The organism is Dyadobacter koreensis (genome assembly GCF_900108855.1).
GTDB lineage: Bacteria > Bacteroidota > Bacteroidia > Cytophagales > Spirosomataceae > Dyadobacter > Dyadobacter koreensis.
In genome coordinates this window covers 167,059-190,825 of the sequence record NZ_FNXY01000008.1, presented here as the reverse complement: position 1 = coordinate 190,825, position 23,767 = coordinate 167,059, and the positions used below count along the sequence as shown (strand labels likewise).

Below are 23,767 nucleotides of genomic sequence, written 5' to 3'. Positions count from 1 at the left end.
TGCACCTTTGATTTTGGTTGATATTCCTTGGTTAATTTCTACAAATATTTCGGTGCGATGAACCTTTGATAATTACCCTTATCGAGAACAAGGTGCATAGCACCGTAATATTTGTAGAAAACCCGGAAATTATGAAATAAGCCAAAGGTGCAGCGCACCGAAATACTCCGGTCAATTAGCCTTTTTCAGCAACCCATCTATCGGAAAAATTTCTCCATTTCTGATAACTGTATTCACATTTAAAACATCTTTGATATTTTTCAACGGATCACCTTCAATAATCACAAGATCAGCAAGTTTGCCGGTTTCCAACGTACCAAGATCCTTGCTCACGCCCAGTGCTTCGGCCGAAAATAAGGTTGCAGAACGTAAAGTTTCAAAAGGAGAAATTCCCCCATCCACCCATGACTGCAACTCAGCGTGATAACTCAGTCCAGGCTGAATAATCGGAGAATCTGTACCCGGCGTGACATGCCCGCCCTGATCGATCATTGCCTTTGCTGTTTTTTGTATATTACCAAAAGAAGAAAGGAACGCAGGATTATTTTTGATCCTAAGCGACGTCATATTCTTTAACTCGCCAATTGCATCTTCGCTGTAAAAAGCTTTGAATTGTTTGTTGTCAAAAAAGTCCGGATCTTTTTGCACCAGCATCGGCAGTCCGCCCTGAAGTGATGCTGTTGGCGTAATGTTCATTCCCGATTTTACCAGTAATTCCACGACATCCTGATAAGAATTATTCAATGCAGACAATTTGGGAGAATATCCACGGCGGCTCGTTGCACCCATATGCTCCACCGCATCCACACCATATTTCATAGCAGGATAAATTTCATGTGAAGAAACCGGTATACCCAGATTATGCGCAAAAATGGTAACACGCTGCTGCATCGCATCCGGCATCCGGACGTATGTTTTCATCATGTCATATCCTAGTCGCTTTGCTTTTTCCAATTCAAGATCAAGCTGCGCGCCGGCCACGTTTCCAACATTCATACCATAATAAATCCGGCTTCCATCCAGAATTCCACCCGTGTAGAAATTTCGTGGCCCCGCTCTGCGGCCGCTTGCCCAGGATTCCTTGCGTTCGATAACATCATACGGATCTCCACCCGGTTCGCGGATGGTTGTAATACCATATCCTAACCACAGTCTGCCTAATTGTTCACCGGCAGCAGCAGTCTGGTGGGTATGCATTTCAATAAGTCCGGGGATAACCGTTTGTTTAGAAGCGTCGATTATTTTTCCAGCTCTTCCTGCTTTGTGCGGTTCAATTTTCTGGATTCTGTTGCCGACAATAATAACATCAACATTGGTCAGATATTCCTTAGAACGCCCGTTGAATAGCTTTCCTGCGTGAACCACAACCTGTCCTGTTGGCTGTTTGATTTTGTAAGTTAAATTAATCGGAAGCGTTGTAACCGAACCATCAGCAAGCGAAATTTTCTTGATAATATCTGTTGCCATATACACGATACTTTTCGAATCGCCAGTCCAGCTTGGGTTTTCTGCCAGTTCGTTAGTCAATCTTCTCGGCGCATTTAACAGATTACCTTCCTTATCCACAGCGACTGTCCACAAAACACCGTCCATGGAAAACGCAAATTTTGTTCCGTCCGGCGACCAGTATGGTCCGTTTTTCCCCCTTGTGGATAATGTCTTTTCGTTGATCGGCGTAATGAATTTGAAAGTTTTATCAACCGTTGATATTACAAGAAATTTACTGACGCCTTCGCGGTAACGGGAAGAAAACGGCTGCAAGGCAGAAATCACAACAAACTTCCCATCTGCAGACCAGCTTGGTTGCGATCCGTCAAATAACGGCGCATACAAAATGGTTTCCTTGTTGGAAGAAAGTTCCAACATTTTTAGAAAATATCGTCCAAAAGCGGCCGGATCCTTTTGATAGTAAGCAATTTTTGATCCGTCAGCGGAGAAACTTGGAAATGTAATATTGTCTGTCGCATTCAAAACCAGCTTTTCCGCCCCGGTCGCCATGTCTCTTACATACAAATCCATATTGCCTTTTCTGTCGCAAACGTAAGCAAGTTGCTTTCCGTCAGCCGACCAGGCCGGATCAATTTCGATGAAAGAATCATTGGTTAATTGCACCGGTTTGTCAGAACCTTTTTTCAAAAGCCACATATCTCCCAAAGCAGTAAAAGCGATGCTGTTTCCATCCGGAGAAACTACCGGACCGCGAATTCCCTTTACTTTATTGGTAGCAACAGAATTGAAATCGTGCACTTTCAGTTTGTATTTGTCGTGCGACAAACTCATTCCCACTTCGAATGGAATTGTACTTACTGATTTATCGCCCAGCTTTCTTTTTTTAATCAGACCGTCGGAGGTATACAAATATTCAGTTTCAGAAATCCAGGCGACTTTAAAAGGAAAAACATCTTCTGTATTTTCCGATAAAGTTTCCCAGTCGCCGCCGCCAACTTTTGCGATATCCAGCAGACTTTTTCCCTGATCAAAATTATTAAAGATTATCTTTTGCTCTTTTGGATGCCAAACCGGCGATGAAAGTTTGCCTTTACTCGTCAGAAATAATTTTTCTTTTCCCTTTGAATCCATGATGTAAATTCCCGGGCCGGAAGTTCTTTCAGAAACATAGGCGATTTGAGAGCCGTCGGCTGAGTAAGAAGGAAAAAAATCATTGGCTGCATCTTTGGTCAATTGTGTCAGTTCACCTGATGCCAGATCAAGTTCCCAAACATCATAATTTCCGCTTCGGTCAGAAGAAAAAACCATCTTTTTCCCGTCAGGAGAGTAACATGGCTCGCGGTCATCAAAAACGCCGGAAGTGAGTTGAACCGGTGAGCCGCCATTTAATCCAACGGTATAAATATGAAAGTTGCCATCCCAGAAAGCCTGAAAAGCAATTTTTGATCCATCGGGAGAAAATACAGGCTGACGGCAATCGCCCATCGGATCGGTTAATGGTTTGGCTTGTCCGCCGGAGAAAGGGACGCTATAAATTGTTCCCTGCAAATCCATCACGATCGTTTTTTTGTCCGGCGATAATGTAAGGGCAATGTTTGTACCTTCCGTTAATTTTACTTTTACCGAATCCAGCGTAAATCCATGCCTTGTACCAGAAATATCTGCATCAGCCAATGCAGCATTCAAGGGTAAAACAAAGAGAATTAACGATAATGTTTTGAAATATTTTTTTGAAAAGGAATTGAGCACGTTGAAGGAATAGGCATTTAATTTGTTCATCATAAGCACTGTTCAACTGTTAACAAAATATAGCCTGCCCAACCGGACAGGCTATTAAATTTTATTTCGCATTAACTGCTGTTTTGACAAAAACCCCTGGAACCGGATTCGGAGCACTGGTATTTGAATTTACTTCGGCCTCGCTATAAATCATTCTTTCCGGTAAAGCTGCACCAGCGCTTGGCGTTAATTTCACGCCCACTGCTTCGCTTCTTGTGCGGCGTAAATCATTAAATCCAATGATCTGTCCGTTGAAAGTGATGTAACGTTCCATCAAAATTTCCTTTAATAAAGCCTGATCTGCCGTCAATCCCGTTTTGTTTAAAATGCCTCCGGAAGCAAAATCTTCTGCTGTGTAGGGTTCGTATTTATACTTAAAAGTTCCGGTTTTATATGTAGCATCCAGGTCACCGCCGGTGTTCAGATAAGCACGGTATACATTTAGTTTCGCCAAACCAGCTGCAAATCCTGTCGTGCGGGCCAACGCTTCCGCCGATGTCAAAACATTTTCAGAAAAAGTGACCAGTGGATACGGAGCCGACTGACCAAATAATCCGCGGGAAGTTGCCGAGCTGTTTGTATTGGGCGAAACCGGAATTGCTACGCCGGTAGTACTTACGGTAATGAAATGATGATTAAAACGAGCTGTTTCATCCGTTTTTGCATTTCCTCTGTAAGTCGCGCTTGCCGGATTAAGTAAGGTTGGAGCCAAGGCAAGTGATGCATTAATGTCACCCACACGACTTCGGGCGATGAAAGCATACATCAGGTTTTCATTCACGTTCAGGGTTGTTCCGTGCGTCATCACAAGTGATCTGGCAGCAGTGGAAATGCCTTTTTCGGCAGCCGTCGCAGCCAGTGCATATTCCTTGGTTTCTAAATAAAATCGCGATTTTAAAGTGTAAGCGGCATCTTTCCATTTGGTCGCGTCACCTGCAAAATGAATATCAGCTGCGCCGGGAGAAGTTCCCAAACCTGATTCCAGATCCGCAATCGCTTCGTCAAGTAAAGTCTGGAGCTTTCCGTACACCTGAATCTGAGGTTCGAACGCAGGATTTGGAAAATTAGTAATATCAGATGCTTCTGAAAAAGGGATATCACCAAAACAGGCTGCGGCAGTTCCCAATGCATTTGCCTGGATAACTTTCGCTATTCCCTGGACCAAACGGTTATTTGTTGCTTCTGATTTCTGGATTACCAGTTTTGTCTGTTCGACGACACCCTGATAAGTGAATTTCCAAACATCGTTGAAAGAAGCTCCGGTAACGTTGTAGCTATAAATATCTTTGTACTGACGATCCGTTCCCGTAAAATATCCCGACCACATCGCAGCGACGCGGGCAAGGTGACCTTCCTGAACCGATATATTTCCCAGCTGAGCTCCTGTAAGTATTAGATTCGCGGAGGCATCAGTTGGATTGTTCAAATCCGTGTTTAGATTATCCACCATTGACTCGCAGGAAAGCATCCCGGCCATGAGGAAAAGTCCTGCCGCCCTGATTAGTTTAGCTCTTTTCATTTTATATTTTGTTTAATGATTTGGGTCATTTGAATCAGTAAAATGTCAGGATCAGTAATTGACTTTCAGCGAGAAAATGTATGATCTTGTGCCGGGCGAATTGAAATAATCCATATTGCGCCCGGCCGGAGTTCCAGACAAATTGGTATCAGGATCTATCCCCACCACTTTCGTCCATAAGATCAGATTACGGCCTGTCGCAGAAAACTCGATTGACTGAAGCTTCGTAACTTTTCTAAATTTCTCTGAATCCAGGCGATAAGATAGTGAAAGCTGGCGAAGACGCGTCCAGCTGCCGTCTTCAACGAATTGTTCTTTCAAAGACCCAAATCCACTCCCCAAAGTCGTATACCAGCTTTCGTCCATCAACACGGGGCCTGCACCAAAATCCTGCAGATTTCCACGAACCGTACTTCCTGCTGTGAGCGTTTTTCCTGCATAATTTTTAGTATCCTGGGTCAGCGTAACTTCATTGCCCGTATCTCCATGTGTACCAAAGTTGTACATAACACCCCTTGTTCCGCTGAAATAATCACCTCCCTGAGAAGTTTCAAACAATACGTCTAATGAGAATTTCTTGTAGGAAAGGCTCGTGCCGAAACCACCAATCCAGTCCGGATTAGGATCACCTACAACACCAGTTACAGGGTCAGCTGTCGGGAATCCGTTGGCATCCAGCTTTTTAGTACCATCGTCATTCAGTGCATATTTACTGCTCCAAAACACGCCCGTTGGCTGCCCAACTACTGCCCTTGCATCCAGGAAGTTTTCAATTCCACCGACAAGATATAGTGATTGTGTTCCGGCCAAATCCAGCACCTTGCTTCTGTTACGTGTGAAGTTCCCACGAAGCGACCAGGTTAAGTCTCCTTTTTTTATCACGTCATAAGTAAGATCTGCTTCGAAGCCTTTGTTTTGAAGTTCGGCTGCGTTGGTATATTTTGTCGCGAAACCAGTACTTGGCGCCAATGTTACAGGTACCAAAACGTCTCTGATTTTATTATTGTAGTATGTTAAACCAGTGCGTAGTCTGCTGTTGAAAAAGCGAAGATCTGCTCCGATCTCATATTCTGTTTTACGTTCCGGTTTCAGATACTGGTCACCCAAAGAAGCTCCCTGGCTGTATGCCCCATTTCCAAATTGTGACCCTACCAGATTATCTCCCCATGGATTTGCAGAGTAAACGGTTGAAGAGAAAATTGTGTTGGAACGATATGGAAGCGGCTGTACACCCACGACCCCATAAGATGCCCGCAGCTTACCAAAGTTGAGAACACGATTATCTTCAATAGATTTCAAACGTGTAAACAACCAGGCTACGTCCGCAGAAGGATAATAGAACGTTTTTTCAGATAAAGCTCCGAATGAAGAAGCTGATTCCGCTGCTGCCGACAGATTTAAAAACAAGGCGTCATAAGCTCCAAAACTTGCCGTTGCATAAGTACGAATCGTCCTGACTTCTGTTTTCAAATTTACAGGCGTTCTGTTCAGCGAAGTAGCGTTTGCAAAGTTCGCTGGTGCGTCGGCAACCAGGAAATTATTGATCGTTACACCCATGTTATTGTATTTCCGGTTGTTGATGTTAAAACCAAGAACATACGTAGATGTGAAATTGGAACCAAAATCCTTCGTTGCACGAGCCAGTAAATCTCCGTTCACCTGCGCTTCGCGGGTTGTTTGCTCCTGATACTGACCAGTCCCAGCGCCGGTTATATCATTGACTGGGAAATAATTAATCTGCTCATCGGTATAAGTATCAAGTCCTGCCCTTGCAATGATATCCAACCATTTCGCAGGTTTAATTCCCAATTCCGCACTGTTCATGAAACGGTTTACATCCGTTGAATTTTGCTGCTCATATAGTGACCAAAGCGCGTTATTGTTGGCAGGATTTATTACCGCACCCAGATAACTTCTGTAACCGCGTTGTCTGCCCAGGATAGGCGAAGCCGTTGGGCTTGAATAATAACTTCCCTTATAATCCGAGATATCAAAATCAGCCGGGTTACGGGCAAGGCCGACCATTGCACCGGCAAGATTATTTCCTCGCTGGATTCTGTCCGAATAACTTTTTGTGTAAGCTGTACTGATTGCAAGACGAACAACATCATTGAATTTCCTTTCCGCATTAAAACGTAAAGTTGTTCTGTTATACGTACTGTTTCCGCGCTGAACACCTTTTTGACGAACGTCACCAATACTAAAAAAGAAAGTTGTTTTTTGATCTCCGCCGCTTAAACTTAACGCATTGTCATAGTAACTTCCTGTGCGGAAAACTTTATCATAATTAGATTGATTATATGTTTCTTTCGAATTTTTCTTAATGATAGGATAGTATTTTGTTCCATCCTGTGCTTCAAAATACTGTCCGGTTGTATTCACGTCATCGGCACCTCCAGCCCTGGCGTCAATTTTATCACCCCAGGCGTTTGCTCCGTTCGGGTTATATAGTCCGGCAGAACCCTGTCCGAATTTATTTTGAAATGGATGGTAACCATTTATTTGGTCCGCTGAATAAGTTGAAGTAAAGGAAATGTTCATTTTGTTTCCTTCGGCGCCTTTTTTGGTCGTAATTAAAATTACTCCGTTTGCAGCACGCGATCCCCAAAGTGCCGCCGCAGAAGCTCCTTTCAAAATTTGCATTGAAGCAATATCATTCGGGTTGATATCATTCAAACGCGATTGCGGGACAACGCCACCAGAAGTTCCTCCTTCTGTGGTACTGCTGATTGGAATACCATCCACAACAACCAGCGGCTGGGTATTTCCTGTCAATGTATTTTGCCCACGAATCTGAATAAAAGAAGCAGCGCCAGGATCAGCCGCTGCACGCGAAATCTGCACACCGGCAGCCTTTCCTGATAAACCGTTGATCAAGCTTGTCTCGCCTGATTTTGTGATTGCGTCTCCGCTCACCTTGCTGCTCGTTGATCCCAGACGGTCAGCAGCTTCTTTAAAACCCAAAGCCGTAACGACGACTTCTGAAAGTGCCTGAACATTTTCATTTAATATAACATCAATAACCGACTTGTTGGCAATTGGAATTTCCTGTGTAACAAAACCGATATAGGAATAAACCAGCGTCCCGTCGGTTGTCGGCACATCGAGCCGATAAGCTCCGTCCACGTCAGTCGTTGTTCCAATATTCGAGCCTTTTAAAAGAATATTGACACCTGGAATTGCAGCTCCGTTTACTTTGTCAACAACTTTTCCTGATATTCCAAATGCTTTGTTCTGATAAGATTCAGTTGCGTCTGCTTTTAATAAGGCAGATGGATTGATGGTGTTGCCCGCCTGCTTATTTGAAGAATTCCCTTCTTTATATAATACATAAAACCCTTCTCTGGATTTCTGGTAGGTGATCTTTAGATCCTTCAATATTCTGTCAAGCCGCTTTTCAATTGAAGCATCTTTTTCGATTGAATTGATCACTTTGCTATCAATTTCGACATTTTCCAACAGCTCTGTCTGATATGCGATGGACACGTTGAATTTTGTTTCCAGGTCTCTCAGACAATCCTTAAGAAGAACGTGATTTGGCCGCTTCTGGTGAGCATCAAGAAGAACATTTGCAGTTTTGGGAAACGAAGCCATAATCCTCGCCTCGACGGGCGACTGACTACAAATTAGCCCCAAAATCGGATAACACAGCATTTTAGAAGTAATCTTCATAAGGAATAACTGGGTGAAAAAGATTAACGATAATGCATACACGTACGAACGATACTTCACGGATTATGGCGGGATAATCCATGTAGTTTGCGGCAGAAATCGCAGCGGATTTCTGTTAACAGGCGGCCTGAAAATTCTGTAAAAAAGGGGTTTGTCTCAAAACTTATCCAGTTTGCGGCTCAGGATAAAATTTTCCCCATTGTGTGTCTGCCCAGATTTATTCAGCCAGGATCAGTTTGTTATTTTTCTTTTCCAACTGCAATTCAAATAACTGAGCTATATCTTCGATCAAGAGGGCCGGATTGTTGTCGGATAACGGAATCGAGCCCGAAAGCCGTTTTTTCAAAAGTTTGTCGTCTGCCACGCCGACTTTCACGCCGTAATTTTCTTCCAAGTGTACAAGCATTTCTCCCAGCGAGGTACCATCAAGTGTCCATTTGCCTTTTGTCCAGGAGTAATACCTTTCCGGATTTACTTTGGCTTTTTTGACCTTACTTTGTTTGACAGAAGCATAGTCTGTTTCAACGAGGTCTCCCGGTTTCAGGTAAATTTCCTTTTTATCACCTTTTTTGTCAGGCAGGCTGAGTTTGATACTCCCCGATTTCAGCACTACACAACCGTGTTTCTGTCGATTGATCACGTTAAATTCTGTTCCGAGAACTTCGATCTTTTTTCCACTCGACAGATGAACTGTAAACTGTGCGTTGTTTTTCAAATGTGTTACACTAAAAAAAGCTTCTCCATCCAGCCAGATCTCTCTGGGATTTTTGTCCCATGATCTTTGATACTTTATTTTACTGTTTCCATTTAACACAACCTTCGAACTGTCTGGCAAAATGATATGCTGAATCTGTCCGAAACCAGTCGCAATTTCTACGGATTTGCTTTTTGAGTAAAGGAAAAAACAAAATGCAACAATGTTTATCCCGATCAGAACCGCAGCCAAACTCGTCCAGTTGAAATTTATGGATGTAAGTTTAGCGCTATTTTCATTTTTTAAAGGCTCTTCATCTTTGAGATTATTTATTTCCTGGGATGTATTATTCCAGATATCATTTTTTGAAATGGCCAGCTCAACAAGTAACTCCTCATTTTCTTCGTCAAGTTCCATCAACCATTGGTCAGCCAGCTCACCGTGATATGGATTTTCACTCATCCAGACTTCCACTATGGCTTCCTCTGCAGTTGTGCACTTTCCCCGAAAATATAGCATTACCAATTCCTTAGTCACTTTCATAATCTTGCTCTCAGGTAAGAAAAGCACCTCCAATAACTTCTTTGGCAGTTATATAAGTACAGAGTCTTTTTATTTGGCCATACCCTATCAAAACTTTAAAAATATTTCAGATTAATTTAAATAACATTATTTCAATATCGAAACAAACTTCCTGTTTCTGATTTGATCAGTAGCTAATTCCATGAAACTGCTTTAAATTTCTTCTCTTTTAAAGGTTTATATTATTTGCTTTATAATGAAATACAAAGCCATCATTCAGCTTACTGCTTCTGACCCAAAAGTTTATAAAAGTACCATTCGCCAGATATACAACTTATTAGAACATTTAAGCGGACAGGTAGAAGTAAAGGTAGTTTGTCATGGAGCGTCCAGCCAATTTTGCATTGAAAGGGATAACAACCACCTTGAAGAAATAAAAGCACTTCTCGCGAAAGAAGTGCAAATTGATGTATGCCGGAATATGCTGGTCTCAAACCATATTGAACCAACGGAATTGATAGCAGGAATAAAAATTATCGCGTCAGGAATTGCTGAACTTGTGGTCAGGCAACAGGAAGGCTGGAGTTATATAAAAGCCGGCTTTTAATCATTTTGCTTTAACCACGCTCCGGCCATATCCTTTCGTTTGTCTGATCTTTAACTGATCGCCAACAATTTCAACTCTTTTAAACTCTTTGAATGCGCCTTCTTTATCAAGAAAACCGATGATGCAGGTGAGTTCTTCCTCGCCTTTTTCCAGTTTAACTTTGGGCTGTATACCAAAATTCGGAATCGTCAGGTTATCTTCCGCTTCGAGTTCTTTGTATTTAATTTTGACAAGATATTTAAAAGTTTCTTCGGTTTCGAAAACATCCACCGCAAATTTCCAGTCGTTAAGATTATCCTTATCCTTCACTTTTTCACTATAACTTGCCACAGCAACATCACTAACGACTTTCCGCGTTGGCGGGATTGTATCGTTTAAAACGGTCATCGACGAATCTTTTGTCTCGTCGGTTTCAGTTTTTTTGTTGCAGGAAAATAATAAAACAAGCGCCAGGAGGTAATAATACTTTTTCATAGGGAACGAATCAATGCAGTTTGTATGAGAAGCTGGAAGATAGGGAATCAAACTTAAAAATCATTCCAATATGTCATTAAGATTAAGTTATCTTCAAAATTTGAATAATTTATGTGTCATTTCAACTGAGTGTATCCGGCAGGGTTATCCAATTACTGGTTTCTCAGGAATTTAATTTATTTTCGAACTTATAATTATTCCTGAGCAGCAATCCGTTTTTCTTTTTGATAAACTTCTACCTCATCAAATGGCCCTTAATTACATTTTTATTGCCTTTTTCGTTATCGCTTTTATCGTTTCACTTTTCAAATTTATTTTATTCGGCGATAACGAAACGTTAAAACTGGTTGTTGAAGGAATTCTGAATTCTTCCAAAGTTGCGGTGATGGACATTGCACTGCCGCTTGCCGGGGTTATGACCTTTTTTCTTGGCATTCTGAATGTGGGAGAAAAGGCTGGCGCTATCAATATTCTTGCACGAATTATCGGACCATTTTTTAGCAAGCTTTTTCCTGAGGTACCCAAAAATCACCCGGCCAATGGTCAGATGATCATGAATTTTGGCGCCAACATGCTCGGGTTAGATAACGCAGCGACGCCTTTTGGTTTGAAAGCCATGCAAAGTTTACAGGAACTTAATCCCAGCAAAGACACAGCTTCCAACGCCCAGATCATGTTTCTCGTTTTGCATACTTCCGGCTTGCAAATCATTCCATTAAGCATCATAGCACAAAGGGCAATTTTGGGCGCTGCTGATCCATCTGATGTTTTTATACCCTGCGTCATCGGAACCTATGTAACCACTGTTATCAGTTTAATCATTACAGCAGTCTGGCAAAAAATTAATCTGTTTAACAAAACCGTCATTTTAGGTCTTGGCGGCGTTACGGCAGTCCTGGGACTATTGCTTTGGTATCTGACCAGTTTGCCGAAGGAACAAATTGAAACCATTTCCATCGTAGTCGGCAATTCGCTTCTTTTATTTATTATTACTTCATTTCTGCTTGGCGCACTTTATAAAAAAGTAAATGTCTTTGATGTATTCATTGAAGGTGCCAAAATGGGATTTGAAACGTCAGTCAAAATTATGCCATACCTGGTGGGCATGTTGGTAGCCATCAGTGCGTTCCGAAGTTGTGGAGCGATGGATTATTTACTCGACGGCCTTCGGTATATCATCGTAAGTTCTGGTGTCAACAGCGATTTTACAGACGCCTTGCCGGTTGCTTTAATGAAACCACTGAGCGGCAGTGGAGCGCGTGCCTTGATGATCGAAGGCATGACAAAATTCGGGCCGGATTCATTTGTTGGCCGGCTAGGTTGTATTTTCCAGGGATCGGCCGATACAACGTTGTATATTGTCGCACTCTACTTCGGATCGGTGGGAATCAAAAATTCACGTTATGCTATTGTAGTAGGCCTTATAGCCGATTTAATCGGCGTACTTGCCGGTATCTGGCTAGGTTATTTATTTTTCCATTGATTCAATCTATTGTAAAATACCCATTTACCTACTTATGCAACCGTCCGTACTAAATGGATGGTTGTTTTTTGTAGCATCATGTAATATTGAACATCTAACACAGTAACAGCATATGATGAAATCGTTACAAAAATCTGCACTTATTGCTTTGGCGCTTTGCGGACTTGTTGCATTTGAATCGGCTTACGGACAAACTAATGTTCCTAAAAAAGCAGATAACACTTATACACTTGAAGAATGCATCAAGATTGCACTGGAAACAAATCCGCAGGTAAAACAGTCGGAGATCCAGGTGGAACGCGATAACAACATTCATGCGCAATCACGCTGGCAGCGCTGGCCAAGTTTGAGTTTCAATGCGGCACAAGGTTTTAATTCCGGTCGTAACATTGACCCCTTCACCAACCAGTTTGTGCAGCAGAACATCAGCCAGAACCAGTTTCAGCTGGGTTCAAGTGTTATTCTTTTCAGCGGATTTCAGTTAAAAAATACGGTTAAAAGAAACGAAATAAATGTTCAGGCCAGTCAGAAAGATCTGGATGCAGCTAGAAATGATATCATGCTGAACGTTGCGTTATCTTATTTGCAGGTAATCAGCAATGAAGAATTGATAATCGTCGCTCAGCGTCAGGTGGACGCTTCGGTATTACAGGTAGACCGTACGACCAAACTTGTAGAAGCCGGAACTTTGGCGGAAAGCAATGTACTGGATCTGAGAGCACAACTTGCCAACGACGAATTGACTTTGGTAAATGCTCAAAACAATCTGGAAACTGCAAAACTAAATCTGAAACAGCTCATGAATATGCCAGGAAGTGAAGAAATTAACCTGGTAAAGATTCCGGTTGCTGATCCAAGCCTGACTGCATACGATGCAACAATTCAACAGATCTATGAAACTGCGCTTGGAAATCTTCCCCAGATGAAAGCAGCCGAATTGAGGACCGAAGCAGCAAAAAGAAATACGGAGATTATAAGAGGCGCTGCCATGCCTACCTTATCCCTGAATGGCGGAATTAATACGGCTTTTTCAAGCGTAGCGCCAAAAGAACGATTTGTATCCGACGGCAGTCCAGGTCAGACAACTGTGGTAACTTCTGCAACTGACTACATAATTGTTAACGACCAGCAACTGCCAATTGTTCAGACCGTGACAACGCCGGGAGGTTCGCTACGCCATTTCGGATATCTGGACCAGCTGAATTTTAACAGAAACTCTTCTATAAACCTGAGCCTGCGAATTCCGATTTTTACAAATTTTCAGGTGAGATATAACGTGGCAAATGCCAAATTACAGCAACGTACCACTGAATATCAGGCGCAGCAAGTGCAGCTTACAATCCGGAAAAATGTTGAGCAGTCTTACATTGATATGACTAATGCTGCAAAACGTTACTCTGCCACGGCAAATCAGGTAAGAGCTTTGACCGAAGCTTTCCGTGTTGCTCAGGTTCGTTTTGATGTGGGTGCGATTAATTCTGTTGAATATAATATCGCCAAAGCAAATCTGGACCGTGCAAACGGAAATCTTATCCAGACAAAATATGATTACGTGTTCCGCACAAAAATCCTTGATTTTTACATGAACCGTCCTTTATCAGATTTCTAAAATAACTTTCATTTTTTCAGCCTGAAAAATAAATTACCGTAAACCAACATTAAATTATGGCGCGTAAATCTTCAAATAAAATATGGTGGATTGTGGGAGGCGTTATCGTACTTCTCGTTGCCGGGTTATACGTGGCAAAGGAGGCTAAATGGATTGGCCAGCCCAAACCTACGGAAGTTGAATTTTCGAAGGTGAAAAAAAATGACATTATCGAACGTGTCAGTGCATCCGGAAAAGTTCAGCCGGAGGTTGAAGTAAAATTAAGTCCGGACGTATCAGGGGAAATTACAAACTTATATGTAGCCGAAGGAGACTCTGTTGCGAAAGGCCAGCTCCTTTTAAAAATTCGTCCTGACAATTACGAATCATTAATGGCAAGAGCGCAGGCGGCTGTTAATTCAAGTAAAGCTAGCCATGAACAAACGAAAGCTTTGGTATTACAGGCAGAAGCACGTTTGGTTCAGACTAAACTTGTTTATGACCGTAATAAAAAATTATTTACTGACAAAGTAATTTCCGCATCGGATTTTGAACAATTTGCTTCAAACTACGATGTAGCAAAACAGGATGTAGAATCTGCCAAAGCCAATGTTTCTGCTGCTTTATATAACATAAAAAGTGCTGAGGCAAGTATGCGCGATGCAGCTGAAAACTTGCGCAAAACAACAATTTTTGCTCCGGTAAGTGGAATAATTTCTCTGCTAAATGTCGAAGTTGGAGAACGCGTTGTAGGTACTTCACAGATGGCTGGTACTGAAATGATGCGCATTGCCAATTTAAGTAATATGGAAGTTCGTGTGAACGTCAATGAAAATGATATTGTGCGTGTTACGCTTGGAGATACGGCAGAAATTGATGTAGATGCATACAGCGCCTCCGGACGCAAATTCAAGGGAATTGTAAAGGAAATCGCAAACACAGCTGCTGGCCTTGCTTCATCTACGGCAAGTACATCCGCAGCGAGCAGTGCATCGTCTGACGCAGTTACAGAATTTGAGGTGAAGGTGAAAATCCTGAACGAATCATTCAGCGATCTGATGGCGACAAGAAATAAAAAATCTTATCCCTTCAAGCCAGGTATGACGGCGTCGGTTGAAATTGTTACCGAGCGAAAAAACAAAGTAATTTCGGTTCCAATCGCTTCGGTGACGACACGCAATAATAAGACTAACCCGGATGACAAGGACAAAAAGCCTGAGGAAAATACAGAAGCTGAAAAACCAAAAAATCAAAAAGAGGAAGTTATCAAAGAAGTTGTTTTTATCAGCGTAAACGGAAAAGCAGAAATGCGTGAAGTCAAAACGGGAATCAGTGATTTCGAAAATATCGAGATTTTATCAGGCCTGAAAGAGGGTGACGAGATTATTTCCGGCCCCTACATCGTAGTATCTAAAACATTAAACAACGGTGACTTAGTGGAGAAAAAGAAAGAAGATGTAAAAAAAGACGAAAAAAAATCAAATGAAAACTAGAACGGTTACGTTACAAATATGTAATAAGTTCGATTTAGTTTAGGTTAAAAAGAAATCCTTGCGGCTTTGCTGCAAGGATTTTTTATTATTCAGCAAAACTGAGTATAACAAACTTATTAATTATCAGATAGTTAAATATAACTCCAAAGATCTGCAACTGCATAGCCAATCATAATAAGACATAGTATTACTTTCATTACTATTCCTGTCAAAAAACCGACAAAAGAACCGATTGCTGATCTTAGTGCAAGCTTAAATTTTGTCCCCCCGATTAATTCTCCAAGCAGAGCCCCGAGGAATGTTCCGATGAACATACCAATTGCAGGGATAAAGAAAAATCCTATCAATAATCCAACCGTTGCCCCGATCGCTCCATATTTTGTCCCGCCGAATTTTTTTGTACCCCAGATTGGGATATAATAATCAAGCACCGCTATTACTACGGTCACAAATCCTAATGTATAAAGTACAGTATTGCTAAATTCTGCAAATTTACTGATGTGCAATAAAATAAGTCCGGCAAAACTTAACGGCGGTCCCGGTAAAGGTAACACGGCTCCGGCTAATCCGGTAAGTAAGCATACGATCCCGGCAATTAATAGTAAAATATCCATGACTGTGGTGTTAATTTAATGTTGAATTAACAAAAAAACATTTGGTCGTCCTATCTTTGCGGATGAAAGGCGATTGGTCCGAAAGTGTGTGCGCTGCATAAACTGTATCAAAACTGATCGTTAGAAATTTGTAAAAAAGTCGTGACCGGGCACTTAGTTTTTAGCGGGTGTTCCAATACAGCCGATTTACCTATTCAATATTCACCCAATTATTCATTAAAATAAAACATGTCCAAAGTTCTTATTATTGGTGCCGGTGGCGTCGGAAGTGTGGTGGCGCATAAATGTGCATTGAACAGCCATGTATTTACGAGCATCATGCTAGCCAGCCGTACAAAATCAAAGTGCGACAAAATAGCTGGTGAAATCAAAGAAATGCATGGGGTCGACATCGAGACAGCTCAGGTTGATGCTGATATCGTTGCTGAAACTGTAATGCTTATCAAGCGCTTCCAGCCAAAATTGTTAATCAACGTTGCCCTTCCTTACCAGGATCTTACGATCATGGAAGCTTGCCTTGCAACCGGTGTACATTATTTGGATACTGCCAATTATGAACCAAAAGACGTTGCCAAGTTTGAATACAGCTGGCAGTGGGCATATCAGCAGCGCTTCAAAGAAGCAGGTCTGATGGCATTACTTGGATGTGGCTTCGACCCGGGCGTAACACAGGTTTTCACTTCCTATGCCAACAAACACTATTTCGACGAAATGCATTACCTGGATATCATCGATTGCAATGCAGGTGATCACGGGAAAGCATTTGCTACAAACTTCAATCCTGAAATCAATATTCGTGAGATTACTCAACCAGGACGCTATTGGGAAAATGGCGAATGGGTTGAAATCGAAGCGATGTCTATTCATAAACCAATTGAATATCCGGGAATTGGACCCAAAGAAAGTTATGTTCTTTACCACGAAGAACTTGAATCTTTGGTTAAAAACTTCCCAACCTTGAAACGCGCGCGTTTCTGGATGACGTTTGGACAAGCTTACATTACACACTTAAACGTGTTGGAAAATGTAGGGATGACAAGCATTAAGCCAATAAAATTCAATGGTGTCGACATCGTTCCATTGGAATTCCTGAAAGCAGTACTTCCTGCTCCTGATTCTTTGGGAGAAAATTATTCTGGACAAACATCAATCGGCTGCCAGATAAAAGGAACAAAAGACGGCGAAGAAACTACATATTATGTTTGGAATAACTGCGATCATGCAGAATGTTATAGAGAAGTAAGAGCACAGGCAGTAAGTTATACAACCGGTGTTCCTGCGATGATCGGTGCGATGTTGATGCTGACCAACGACGAGTGGATGAAGCCAGGTGTTTGGAACTGTGAAGAATTAAATCCGGATCCATTCATGGAACATTTGAATACACAAGGTTTGCCCTGGAACGAAAGAATTAATATCCCACTTCCACACGAATATCCCGCTTAGGAAAAAATAAAACGGGTTCGACTCTTAAAAGTTGAACCCGTTTTATTTTATAACGATTTTATATTAGCAAGAATCAACCTTCCATCGTTATGGTAGCCCGCGTGCAAACCCCTCCAATCGGCGGGTTGAACTTTGAAACTCTGACAGTTACTTTTTGTACATCAGGATAATGTTCCCTCACACTGGCAATCACCTTAAATCCAATGTGTTCCAATAATTTGGCAGGATCCTGCATCACTTTGGCGGCAATTTGATACAAAGTCTCATAATTGACCGTAGCGCTCAATTTATCCTTCACTGCTGCCTCGATAAAATCCGTGTTAATGGTAATATCAAGCGCATATTTGTTCCCGATTCTCTGCTCTTCCGGATAGTAACCGTGATACGCAAAAAACTCTAATCCTTCTAATGAGATCGTACCCAATGTCAATTATATTTGGTCAAAGAATGATCCGCCGCTGCTTTTTGGTGCAGCAGGTTCCTGAGGTTTTTCTCTAAAAGTATTTGCCGCCTCTTTAACCGGCTGAGGCTCGCGTGATTTCCGCATTTCCTCCACCATTTCGAGCGCCTGACCAGCGGGGCTTAAATCTTTTTCCCGTACAACCGGAACAGGTCTCTCCTCGACTTCTTCGATAACCGGCTCAGGCGTTTTTTGCGCAACCACTTCCTGTGGCTCTTCCGCTTGCAAAACAGGTTCCTCCTCAGCGACCGGCTCTGGTTCAGAAACTATTTCAAAAGGTACTTCCGGAGTTTCGTCAACAACAGAATCAGATTCATCTTCATCGACTATTTCAGGAGTAGTATACGGAGGTATAGGCGCGCCTTTTTTCGGGATTTCAATTTCAGCGACGTGCGCCTTGATCTCCTCCATTTTGTTCAGCACCGATTCTTTATCGTATTTATTTTCGAACCGTTCAACTGTCTCGATTGTGTTATTGGCAAGCGATGAAAGCTGTACAACCAGATTGTCTCTGAAATTTTCAATAGCGCGGAAATCACGCTCCTGATTTTTAATTTCAAGTGCAAAATCTTCTTTAAATTTCTTCAATCGGTTTTCAGTTTCCGCAATTATCTGATTAGTCCGTTGTTCTGCTTCTTCAACGAGATTATTTGCCTGTACTTTCGATTCTTCCACTCTCTTCTCAGCAGATTCAATCGCCTCTCTCTCAATCTGCCTGCTGGCATCTTCGGCCGATTTCAATGTCCTGAAAAGCGTGGATTCTATATCTTTTAACTTACTAAGTTCTTTTTCTGCATATTCCAGCTGCATTTTCAACATGCTGTTTTCACTCGAAAAACGCTCCCATTCCTGCGACAATGAGTTAAGAAATGCATCAACCTCATCGGGGTTGTAGCCTCTGAAAATTTTTTCAAACGTATGTTTACGTATGTCTATTGCCGAAATTTTCATGATGGATATATGCTTTAAATTTTAATTTGTAACAGTCGTCTAAGATAAAGACATATCCTGTACATTTCAAAGTATTTGGTATAATTACACTTTTAAGCCATATTATATGGCTACTTCCCAGACAGAAATCATCCTGTCGTCACTGCAAGACACAAGCTGATTTTCATAACTTGTCCATAACAATTTGTTTACAGAAGTCGCATGACCAGCTAACCGCGAACGATCAATAATTTTTTTCAGCCTGAACGTTTCTGCGTCCCACAGTTTAATGGATTTATCCATACTGCATGTTGCAAAAAATTTCCCGTTCGGGCTGAATGTAATGTGATTAACCGCATACATATGAGCTGCAACATCAGTTACCGCCTCATAGCGATTATTTACATTCCATATTTTCAAATGTGCATCACGGCCGGTTGTGAAAAGAAAATTTCCATCCGGAGAATATTGAACGGAAAAAACAGAATTTGTGTGTGCAGAAATTGTATTTTTTAATTTAAATCCGTCAAAATCGAAGATATGAACATTAAAGTCACTGTCCCCCACCGCGAATTCTCCGGTACTTTCGTTGACCGAAATAGATCTGACACTATTGTTTGCGACTTTAATATGCTTCTGTATGGCGAGGGTCGGAACATCCATAACAGCAATCACACCATCGCCTAAGGCAAGCAACGCTTTATCATTCCATATTTTAATATCAAAAATAGCTGAGGCGGTAACTTTCGCAGAATACTCGATTTTATTATTCACAGTATCTAAAACCTGAATTCCCTCAAAGTTCTGCCCTATCCAAAGAAATTTGCTGGCCTGATCGAAACAAAGCGAATAAACCGAGACGCCTGCACGCGCGACAAGTTTTCCCATATCCGGTTTTTTCAAATCCCATTCAATCACAAAACCATCTCCGCCAGCAGAATAAAATCCGTGGGACGAATTGTTGGAAATAATTGTATAAACACTGTCGCGATGACCGGAAAAAGTATCTACTTTGCGAATTATCATTTTTTTAAGCTTTTAGCCTCGAGCTATTAGCAGTTAGTATTAAGGACAGCAAACTGTCTTTGTAAATTTATATAAAAATTAAGTCGTCTTTTGTAAATTAACCAGTTACGAATCACAGACTTTTTCATAAGACACCGATTGAGTCGAGCTAAGAGCAGAATGCTGACGGCTAAACGCTCGATCTAAACACAATAATTATGCCCCTCGTTCATTCCGAAAAGATTGAAGAGACTAGTACCTTACTACTCTGGAAGTTGACAGAAACCGAAGAAGAACTGCATCAAAGTTTAGGATCTTCTTTTAATTCAGATGATTTTGAAACCATTTCGCACCCACAAAAAAGGCGGGAATGGCTTGCAAGCCGCATTTTGATCAAAATTCTTGTTGAGCAATTCGGCCTCAGCTATGAAGGAACACACAAAGATGAACATGGAAAAGCATTTTTAGTTAATAATGCCTCTCACATTTCCATCACGCATACCTTCGATTATGTAGCGGCAGTCATTAATCCATCTGCGCCGGTAGGAATTGATATGGAGAAAGCCGATCCGAAACTTCAAAGGACTTCCAGAAAATATCTTTCAGAACCTGAATATGAACACGCAGAAAATGAACTTTCCATTCTCTGCATGTACTGGTGTGCAAAAGAAGCGATCTACAAATTATACGGAAAAAAGAAAATCAGCTTCAAAAACTCGATATATATTAAACCGTTTAATAATTCGCAGACGCTCATTCAAGGTGAGTTGACGGACGACGACGATGATCTTAAAATTCATTCACCAATTCACGTGCGGTGGTTTGAAGATTATTGCCTCGCCGTATCGATTTAAATACTATCGTCGTCAAATGTTTCCAGCGTTGAGCGAAGAATATCTTCGATTTCTTTTATTTTCTCCTGCTCTCCTGTTTTTTCGTAAGATAAGATCAGGTTTCGAAGCACACGTTGAATAATTTCCAGATTTGTGCAAGGATGGTAGAAAATATCTTTCGGTTTGATGTTCAGCTGAGCGATATAATGATCAATATCTGTTTTGGAAAAAATAATTCCGCGGTTGAATACATTGATATAAAACTGCGTGTTCTCACTTTTGTAAGTCAACACAAACAAATTCGGGAGATTTACACCATATACCGGCAGTCCAAGTTTTCTCGCGATCAATAAATAAATAACACACAAAGTGATCGGATTTCCCCGGCGGTTTTCCAGCACTACATTGATCATCGAGTTCGACGGCGAATGAAAACTCTTTGTATTTGCCGCAAAATTCATCGTCCCAAAAAAAATGCTATTGATCCTTTTAATCTGATCAATCGGATTCATTTCTTCCTGAAACTGTATCCAGATATCATAGTAAAGCTGCTCAACCGTAGTTTTAAGGTTTTCCAGCGATAGTTCAGGATAATGATATGTTGATAAAATCCACATCCCTTCCAGCAAATCAAGACCACCGCCATTTTTCCAGGCCTGAAGTCTTTCGTTCATGATGCTTAATTGAAGCTCATGAATCAGTTCTTCCAGCTTCCGTTGAAGAATTGGGTTAAAGCTTTCCTCCCATTCTGTTTCCAGAAAAGGAATGACGTTTCCACCTAATGATAAGATCTTCCCCTCAACGTGCTGTATTACTTCATGATCCTCGTCATCAAGTAAAGATATCAGCGCTTTTATTTCTCTCTTGTTCATTTTTTGTCGAATCTGCTTTTAACAACCAACGGATAAATAAAAACATTTTTTTTTTATGGACGTCAAATTTTCTACTTTTGCCCGGAAAAAAATTGTATTTTGAATAGGTGTTTTTCAATTAATATTCATTCAAATTATAGTTTTAGGAGTGCTAGATGAATCTTTACAGTACAATTTTCAAACTTACCACCTATTCTATTTAAGATCATTCCTATGAAAATTCTTGTTACCGGCGGAGCTGGTTTTATAGGTTCACACACTGTTGTAGAGCTGCATGAAGCGGGATTCCAACCCGTTATTCTTGACAATCTCTACAATTCCAATAGCGAAGTACTCAACGGAATTAAAGGCATTACGGGAAAAGAATTCCCCTTTTATCAAATCGATTGTAATGATATCGAAAAAGTAAAAGCTGTTTTTGAAAAAGAAAAATTTGACGGAGTTATCCACTTCGCGGCCTATAAAGCTGTTGGCGAATCGGTTGAAAAACCGCTAGACTATTACGAAAATAATATTCTTTCGCTTCTTGTGTTACTTAAAGTAATGAAGGAATATAATGTCGACAAATTTGTTTTCTCATCTTCATGTACCGTTTACGGGCAACCTGATGATCTGCCAGTAACCGAGAACACACCTCGCAAACCTGCAACATCACCTTATGGAAATACTAAGGCTATCGCCGAAGACATTATCAGAGATCATGTTCATTCTGCACCTGGAATCAAGGCAATTTCGCTTCGCTATTTTAACCCGATCGGAGCACACAAAACTGCATTGATCGGCGAACTGCCCAATGGCGTTCCAAGCAACCTTGTTCCTTTTATCACACAAACTGCGGCCGGACTCCGTAAATCACTGACTGTTTTTGGAAACGATTACGACACCGCTGACGGCACTTGTGTCCGTGATTTCATTCATGTGGTAGATCTTGCGAAGGCGCATGTAAAGGCACTGCTTCTTTTGGATGAAGAAACAGAAAAAAATTATTATAACGTATTTAACGTAGGAACTGGACAGGGTTATACCGTTTTAGAACTTATTAAAACCTTTGAGAAGGTAACGGGCGAAAAATTAAATTACTCAATCGGGCCCCGCCGTGAAGGTGATGTGGAGAAAATTTACGCGCAATCAGATAAAGTTAATTCCATTATGAAATGGAATGCAGAAAAAACCATGGCAGATGCACTTCTTGACGCGTGGAACTGGCAATTAAAAATTACACAAAAAAAATGAAAAAAATATTAATTACTGGTGGTGCCGGTTTCATAGGTTCACACGTAGTACGCAGATTCGTAGTTCATCATCCTGAATACCATATCTACAACCTTGATGCCCTGACTTATGCAGGTAACCTGGAAAATCTTCGTGATATAGAAAACGCTCCGAATTACACTTTCGTAAAAGGTGATATTGTTGATGCTGAATTCATTGACAAGTTAATTTCGGAGAACGACTTTCACGGAATAATTCATCTTGCGGCCGAAAGCCACGTGGACCGTTCCATCTCTGACCCGATGTCGTTTGTCATGACGAATGTCGTTGGCACCGTCAATTTGCTAAATTCTGCAAAGAAAGCATGGAAAGAGAATCTATCAGACCATAGATTTTATCATGTTTCTACGGATGAAGTATATGGTGAGCTGCATGATCCGGGAACATTTTTCACGGAAACTACAAGTTATGACCCACGGTCTCCGTATTCTGCTTCAAAGGCATCTTCAGACCACTTTGTCAGAGCATATCACAATACATACAATCTTCCGGTTGTTATCTCAAACTGCTCCAATAATTACGGACCAAATCATTTCCCGGAAAAACTTATTCCGTTAATGATCCATAATATTTTGCAAAGCAAACCGCTTCCCGTTTACGGAAAAGGCGAAAATGTTCGTGACTGGCTTTTTGTGGAGGACCACGCAATCGCGATTGATACCATTTTCCATAGCGGCAAAAACGGTGAAACTTATAACATCGGTGGTCATAACGAATGGAAAAACCTTGATCTGGTTCTTCTATTGTGCCGTGTGATGGATAAAAAACTTGACCGTGCGGAAGGAGAGACCGAAAAACTTATCACCTACGTAACAGACCGCGCAGGGCATGATTTGCGTTATGCGATCGATGCTACTAAACTTTCAGAAGAATTAGGGTGGAAACCATCGCTTCAATTTGAAGAAGGTCTGGAAAGAACTGTTACGTGGTATCTGGATAATCAGGAATGGTTAAACAATGTCACCTCAGGCGAGTATCAAAAATATTACGAAGGTATGTACTCCACAAGATAGATTGTAGATTTGAAATCAGTGACCTTGAAGTTTCACATTTTA

General features: G+C 41.3%; 18 protein-coding genes. 8 read left to right on the top strand and 10 right to left on the bottom strand.

Annotated features, from left to right (window positions below; translation table 11 throughout):
* Positions 1-171: 171 nt before the first annotated feature.
* The 4 genes from BMY70_RS24220 to BMY70_RS24205 form a co-directional block, all read right to left on the bottom strand.
* On the bottom strand, positions 172-3,231 hold the full coding sequence (locus tag BMY70_RS24220) for an amidohydrolase family protein (RefSeq protein ID WP_229209756.1): 3,060 nt from the start codon (positions 3,229-3,231) through the stop codon (positions 172-174).
* Positions 3,232-3,289: 58 nt separating this feature from the next.
* Positions 3,290-4,747 carry a SusD/RagB family nutrient-binding outer membrane lipoprotein gene (locus BMY70_RS24215; protein ID WP_090339309.1) on the bottom strand — a complete coding sequence of 486 codons (1,458 nt, stop codon included), beginning with the start codon at positions 4,745-4,747 and terminating at the stop codon, positions 3,290-3,292.
* 51 nt (positions 4,748-4,798) lie between these two features.
* Positions 4,799-8,419, bottom strand: a complete 3,621-nt coding sequence (locus BMY70_RS24210; RefSeq protein WP_229209755.1) for a SusC/RagA family TonB-linked outer membrane protein — start codon at positions 8,417-8,419, stop codon at positions 4,799-4,801.
* Positions 8,420-8,636: 217 nt separating this feature from the next.
* Entirely contained in the window at positions 8,637-9,656 is a 1,020-nt protein-coding gene (locus tag BMY70_RS24205) for a FecR family protein (RefSeq protein WP_090339303.1), read from the bottom strand.
* A gap of 235 nt (positions 9,657-9,891) precedes the next feature.
* Between BMY70_RS24205 and BMY70_RS24200 the strand changes: the two genes are divergently transcribed.
* Positions 9,892-10,242, top strand: a complete 351-nt coding sequence (locus tag BMY70_RS24200; protein ID WP_090339301.1) for a DsrE family protein — start codon at positions 9,892-9,894, stop codon at positions 10,240-10,242.
* On the opposite strand, the gene BMY70_RS24195 is transcribed toward BMY70_RS24200, so the two are convergent.
* Positions 10,243-10,716 (bottom strand): hypothetical protein, encoded by a 474-nt coding sequence (locus tag BMY70_RS24195; RefSeq protein WP_090339298.1) that lies wholly within the window; start codon positions 10,714-10,716, stop codon positions 10,243-10,245. It lies immediately after the preceding gene.
* 247 nt (positions 10,717-10,963) lie between these two features.
* On the opposite strand from BMY70_RS24195, the gene BMY70_RS24190 reads away from it, so the two are divergent.
* From BMY70_RS24190 to BMY70_RS24180, 3 genes are all read left to right on the top strand, one after another.
* Complete coding sequence (locus BMY70_RS24190; RefSeq protein ID WP_090339295.1) at positions 10,964-12,199, top strand: spore maturation protein; 1,236 nt, start codon at positions 10,964-10,966, stop codon at positions 12,197-12,199.
* 112 nt (positions 12,200-12,311) lie between these two features.
* Entirely contained in the window at positions 12,312-13,808 is a 1,497-nt protein-coding gene (locus BMY70_RS24185; protein ID WP_090339292.1) for a TolC family protein, read from the top strand.
* 56 nt (positions 13,809-13,864) lie between these two features.
* Positions 13,865-15,280, top strand: a complete 1,416-nt coding sequence (locus BMY70_RS24180) for an efflux RND transporter periplasmic adaptor subunit (RefSeq protein WP_090339289.1) — start codon at positions 13,865-13,867, stop codon at positions 15,278-15,280.
* Between the two features lie 131 nt (positions 15,281-15,411).
* On the opposite strand, the gene BMY70_RS24175 is transcribed toward BMY70_RS24180, so the two are convergent.
* Positions 15,412-15,894, bottom strand: coding sequence for a DUF456 domain-containing protein (locus BMY70_RS24175; RefSeq protein ID WP_090339286.1), 483 nt, complete (start codon positions 15,892-15,894; stop codon positions 15,412-15,414).
* A gap of 228 nt (positions 15,895-16,122) precedes the next feature.
* Between BMY70_RS24175 and BMY70_RS24170 the strand changes: the two genes are divergently transcribed.
* The gene (locus tag BMY70_RS24170) at positions 16,123-17,340 is read left to right on the top strand and encodes a saccharopine dehydrogenase family protein (protein WP_090339283.1); all 1,218 of its coding nucleotides are present in this window, start codon (positions 16,123-16,125) and stop codon (positions 17,338-17,340) included.
* 73 nt (positions 17,341-17,413) lie between these two features.
* Here the strand turns inward: BMY70_RS24170 and folB are convergent, their stop codons facing one another.
* The 3 genes from folB to BMY70_RS24155 all read right to left on the bottom strand — a co-directional run bounded on the left by folB (position 17,414) and on the right by BMY70_RS24155 (position 19,756).
* On the bottom strand, positions 17,414-17,764 hold the full coding sequence (gene folB, locus BMY70_RS24165) for a dihydroneopterin aldolase (protein WP_090339831.1): 351 nt from the start codon (positions 17,762-17,764) through the stop codon (positions 17,414-17,416).
* Between the two features lie 6 nt (positions 17,765-17,770).
* Complete coding sequence (locus BMY70_RS24160) at positions 17,771-18,751, bottom strand: DivIVA domain-containing protein (RefSeq protein ID WP_090339275.1); 981 nt, start codon at positions 18,749-18,751, stop codon at positions 17,771-17,773.
* 102 nt (positions 18,752-18,853) lie between these two features.
* Positions 18,854-19,756 (bottom strand): WD40 repeat domain-containing protein, encoded by a 903-nt coding sequence (locus tag BMY70_RS24155; RefSeq protein ID WP_090339272.1) that lies wholly within the window; start codon positions 19,754-19,756, stop codon positions 18,854-18,856.
* 197 nt (positions 19,757-19,953) lie between these two features.
* Between BMY70_RS24155 and BMY70_RS24150 the strand changes: the two genes are divergently transcribed.
* Positions 19,954-20,589, top strand: coding sequence for a 4'-phosphopantetheinyl transferase family protein (locus BMY70_RS24150; protein WP_090339270.1), 636 nt, complete (start codon positions 19,954-19,956; stop codon positions 20,587-20,589).
* Here the strand turns inward: BMY70_RS24150 and BMY70_RS24145 are convergent.
* Positions 20,586-21,440 (bottom strand): transglutaminase-like domain-containing protein, encoded by an 855-nt coding sequence (locus BMY70_RS24145; protein WP_090339267.1) that lies wholly within the window; start codon positions 21,438-21,440, stop codon positions 20,586-20,588. The two genes, BMY70_RS24150 and BMY70_RS24145, sit on opposite strands and share 4 nt — an antisense overlap.
* 213 nt (positions 21,441-21,653) lie before the next feature.
* Between BMY70_RS24145 and galE the strand changes: the two genes are divergently transcribed.
* Together galE and rfbB are read left to right on the top strand one after the other, a co-directional pair.
* Positions 21,654-22,673: a UDP-glucose 4-epimerase GalE gene (gene galE / locus BMY70_RS24140; protein WP_090339261.1), complete on the top strand. Its 1,020-nt coding sequence runs from the start codon at positions 21,654-21,656 to the stop codon at positions 22,671-22,673.
* The gene (gene rfbB, locus BMY70_RS24135) at positions 22,670-23,725 is read left to right on the top strand and encodes a dTDP-glucose 4,6-dehydratase (protein ID WP_090339828.1); all 1,056 of its coding nucleotides are present in this window, start codon (positions 22,670-22,672) and stop codon (positions 23,723-23,725) included. Before galE ends, rfbB begins: the two co-directional genes overlap by 4 nt.
* Positions 23,726-23,767: the final 42 nt, after the last annotated feature.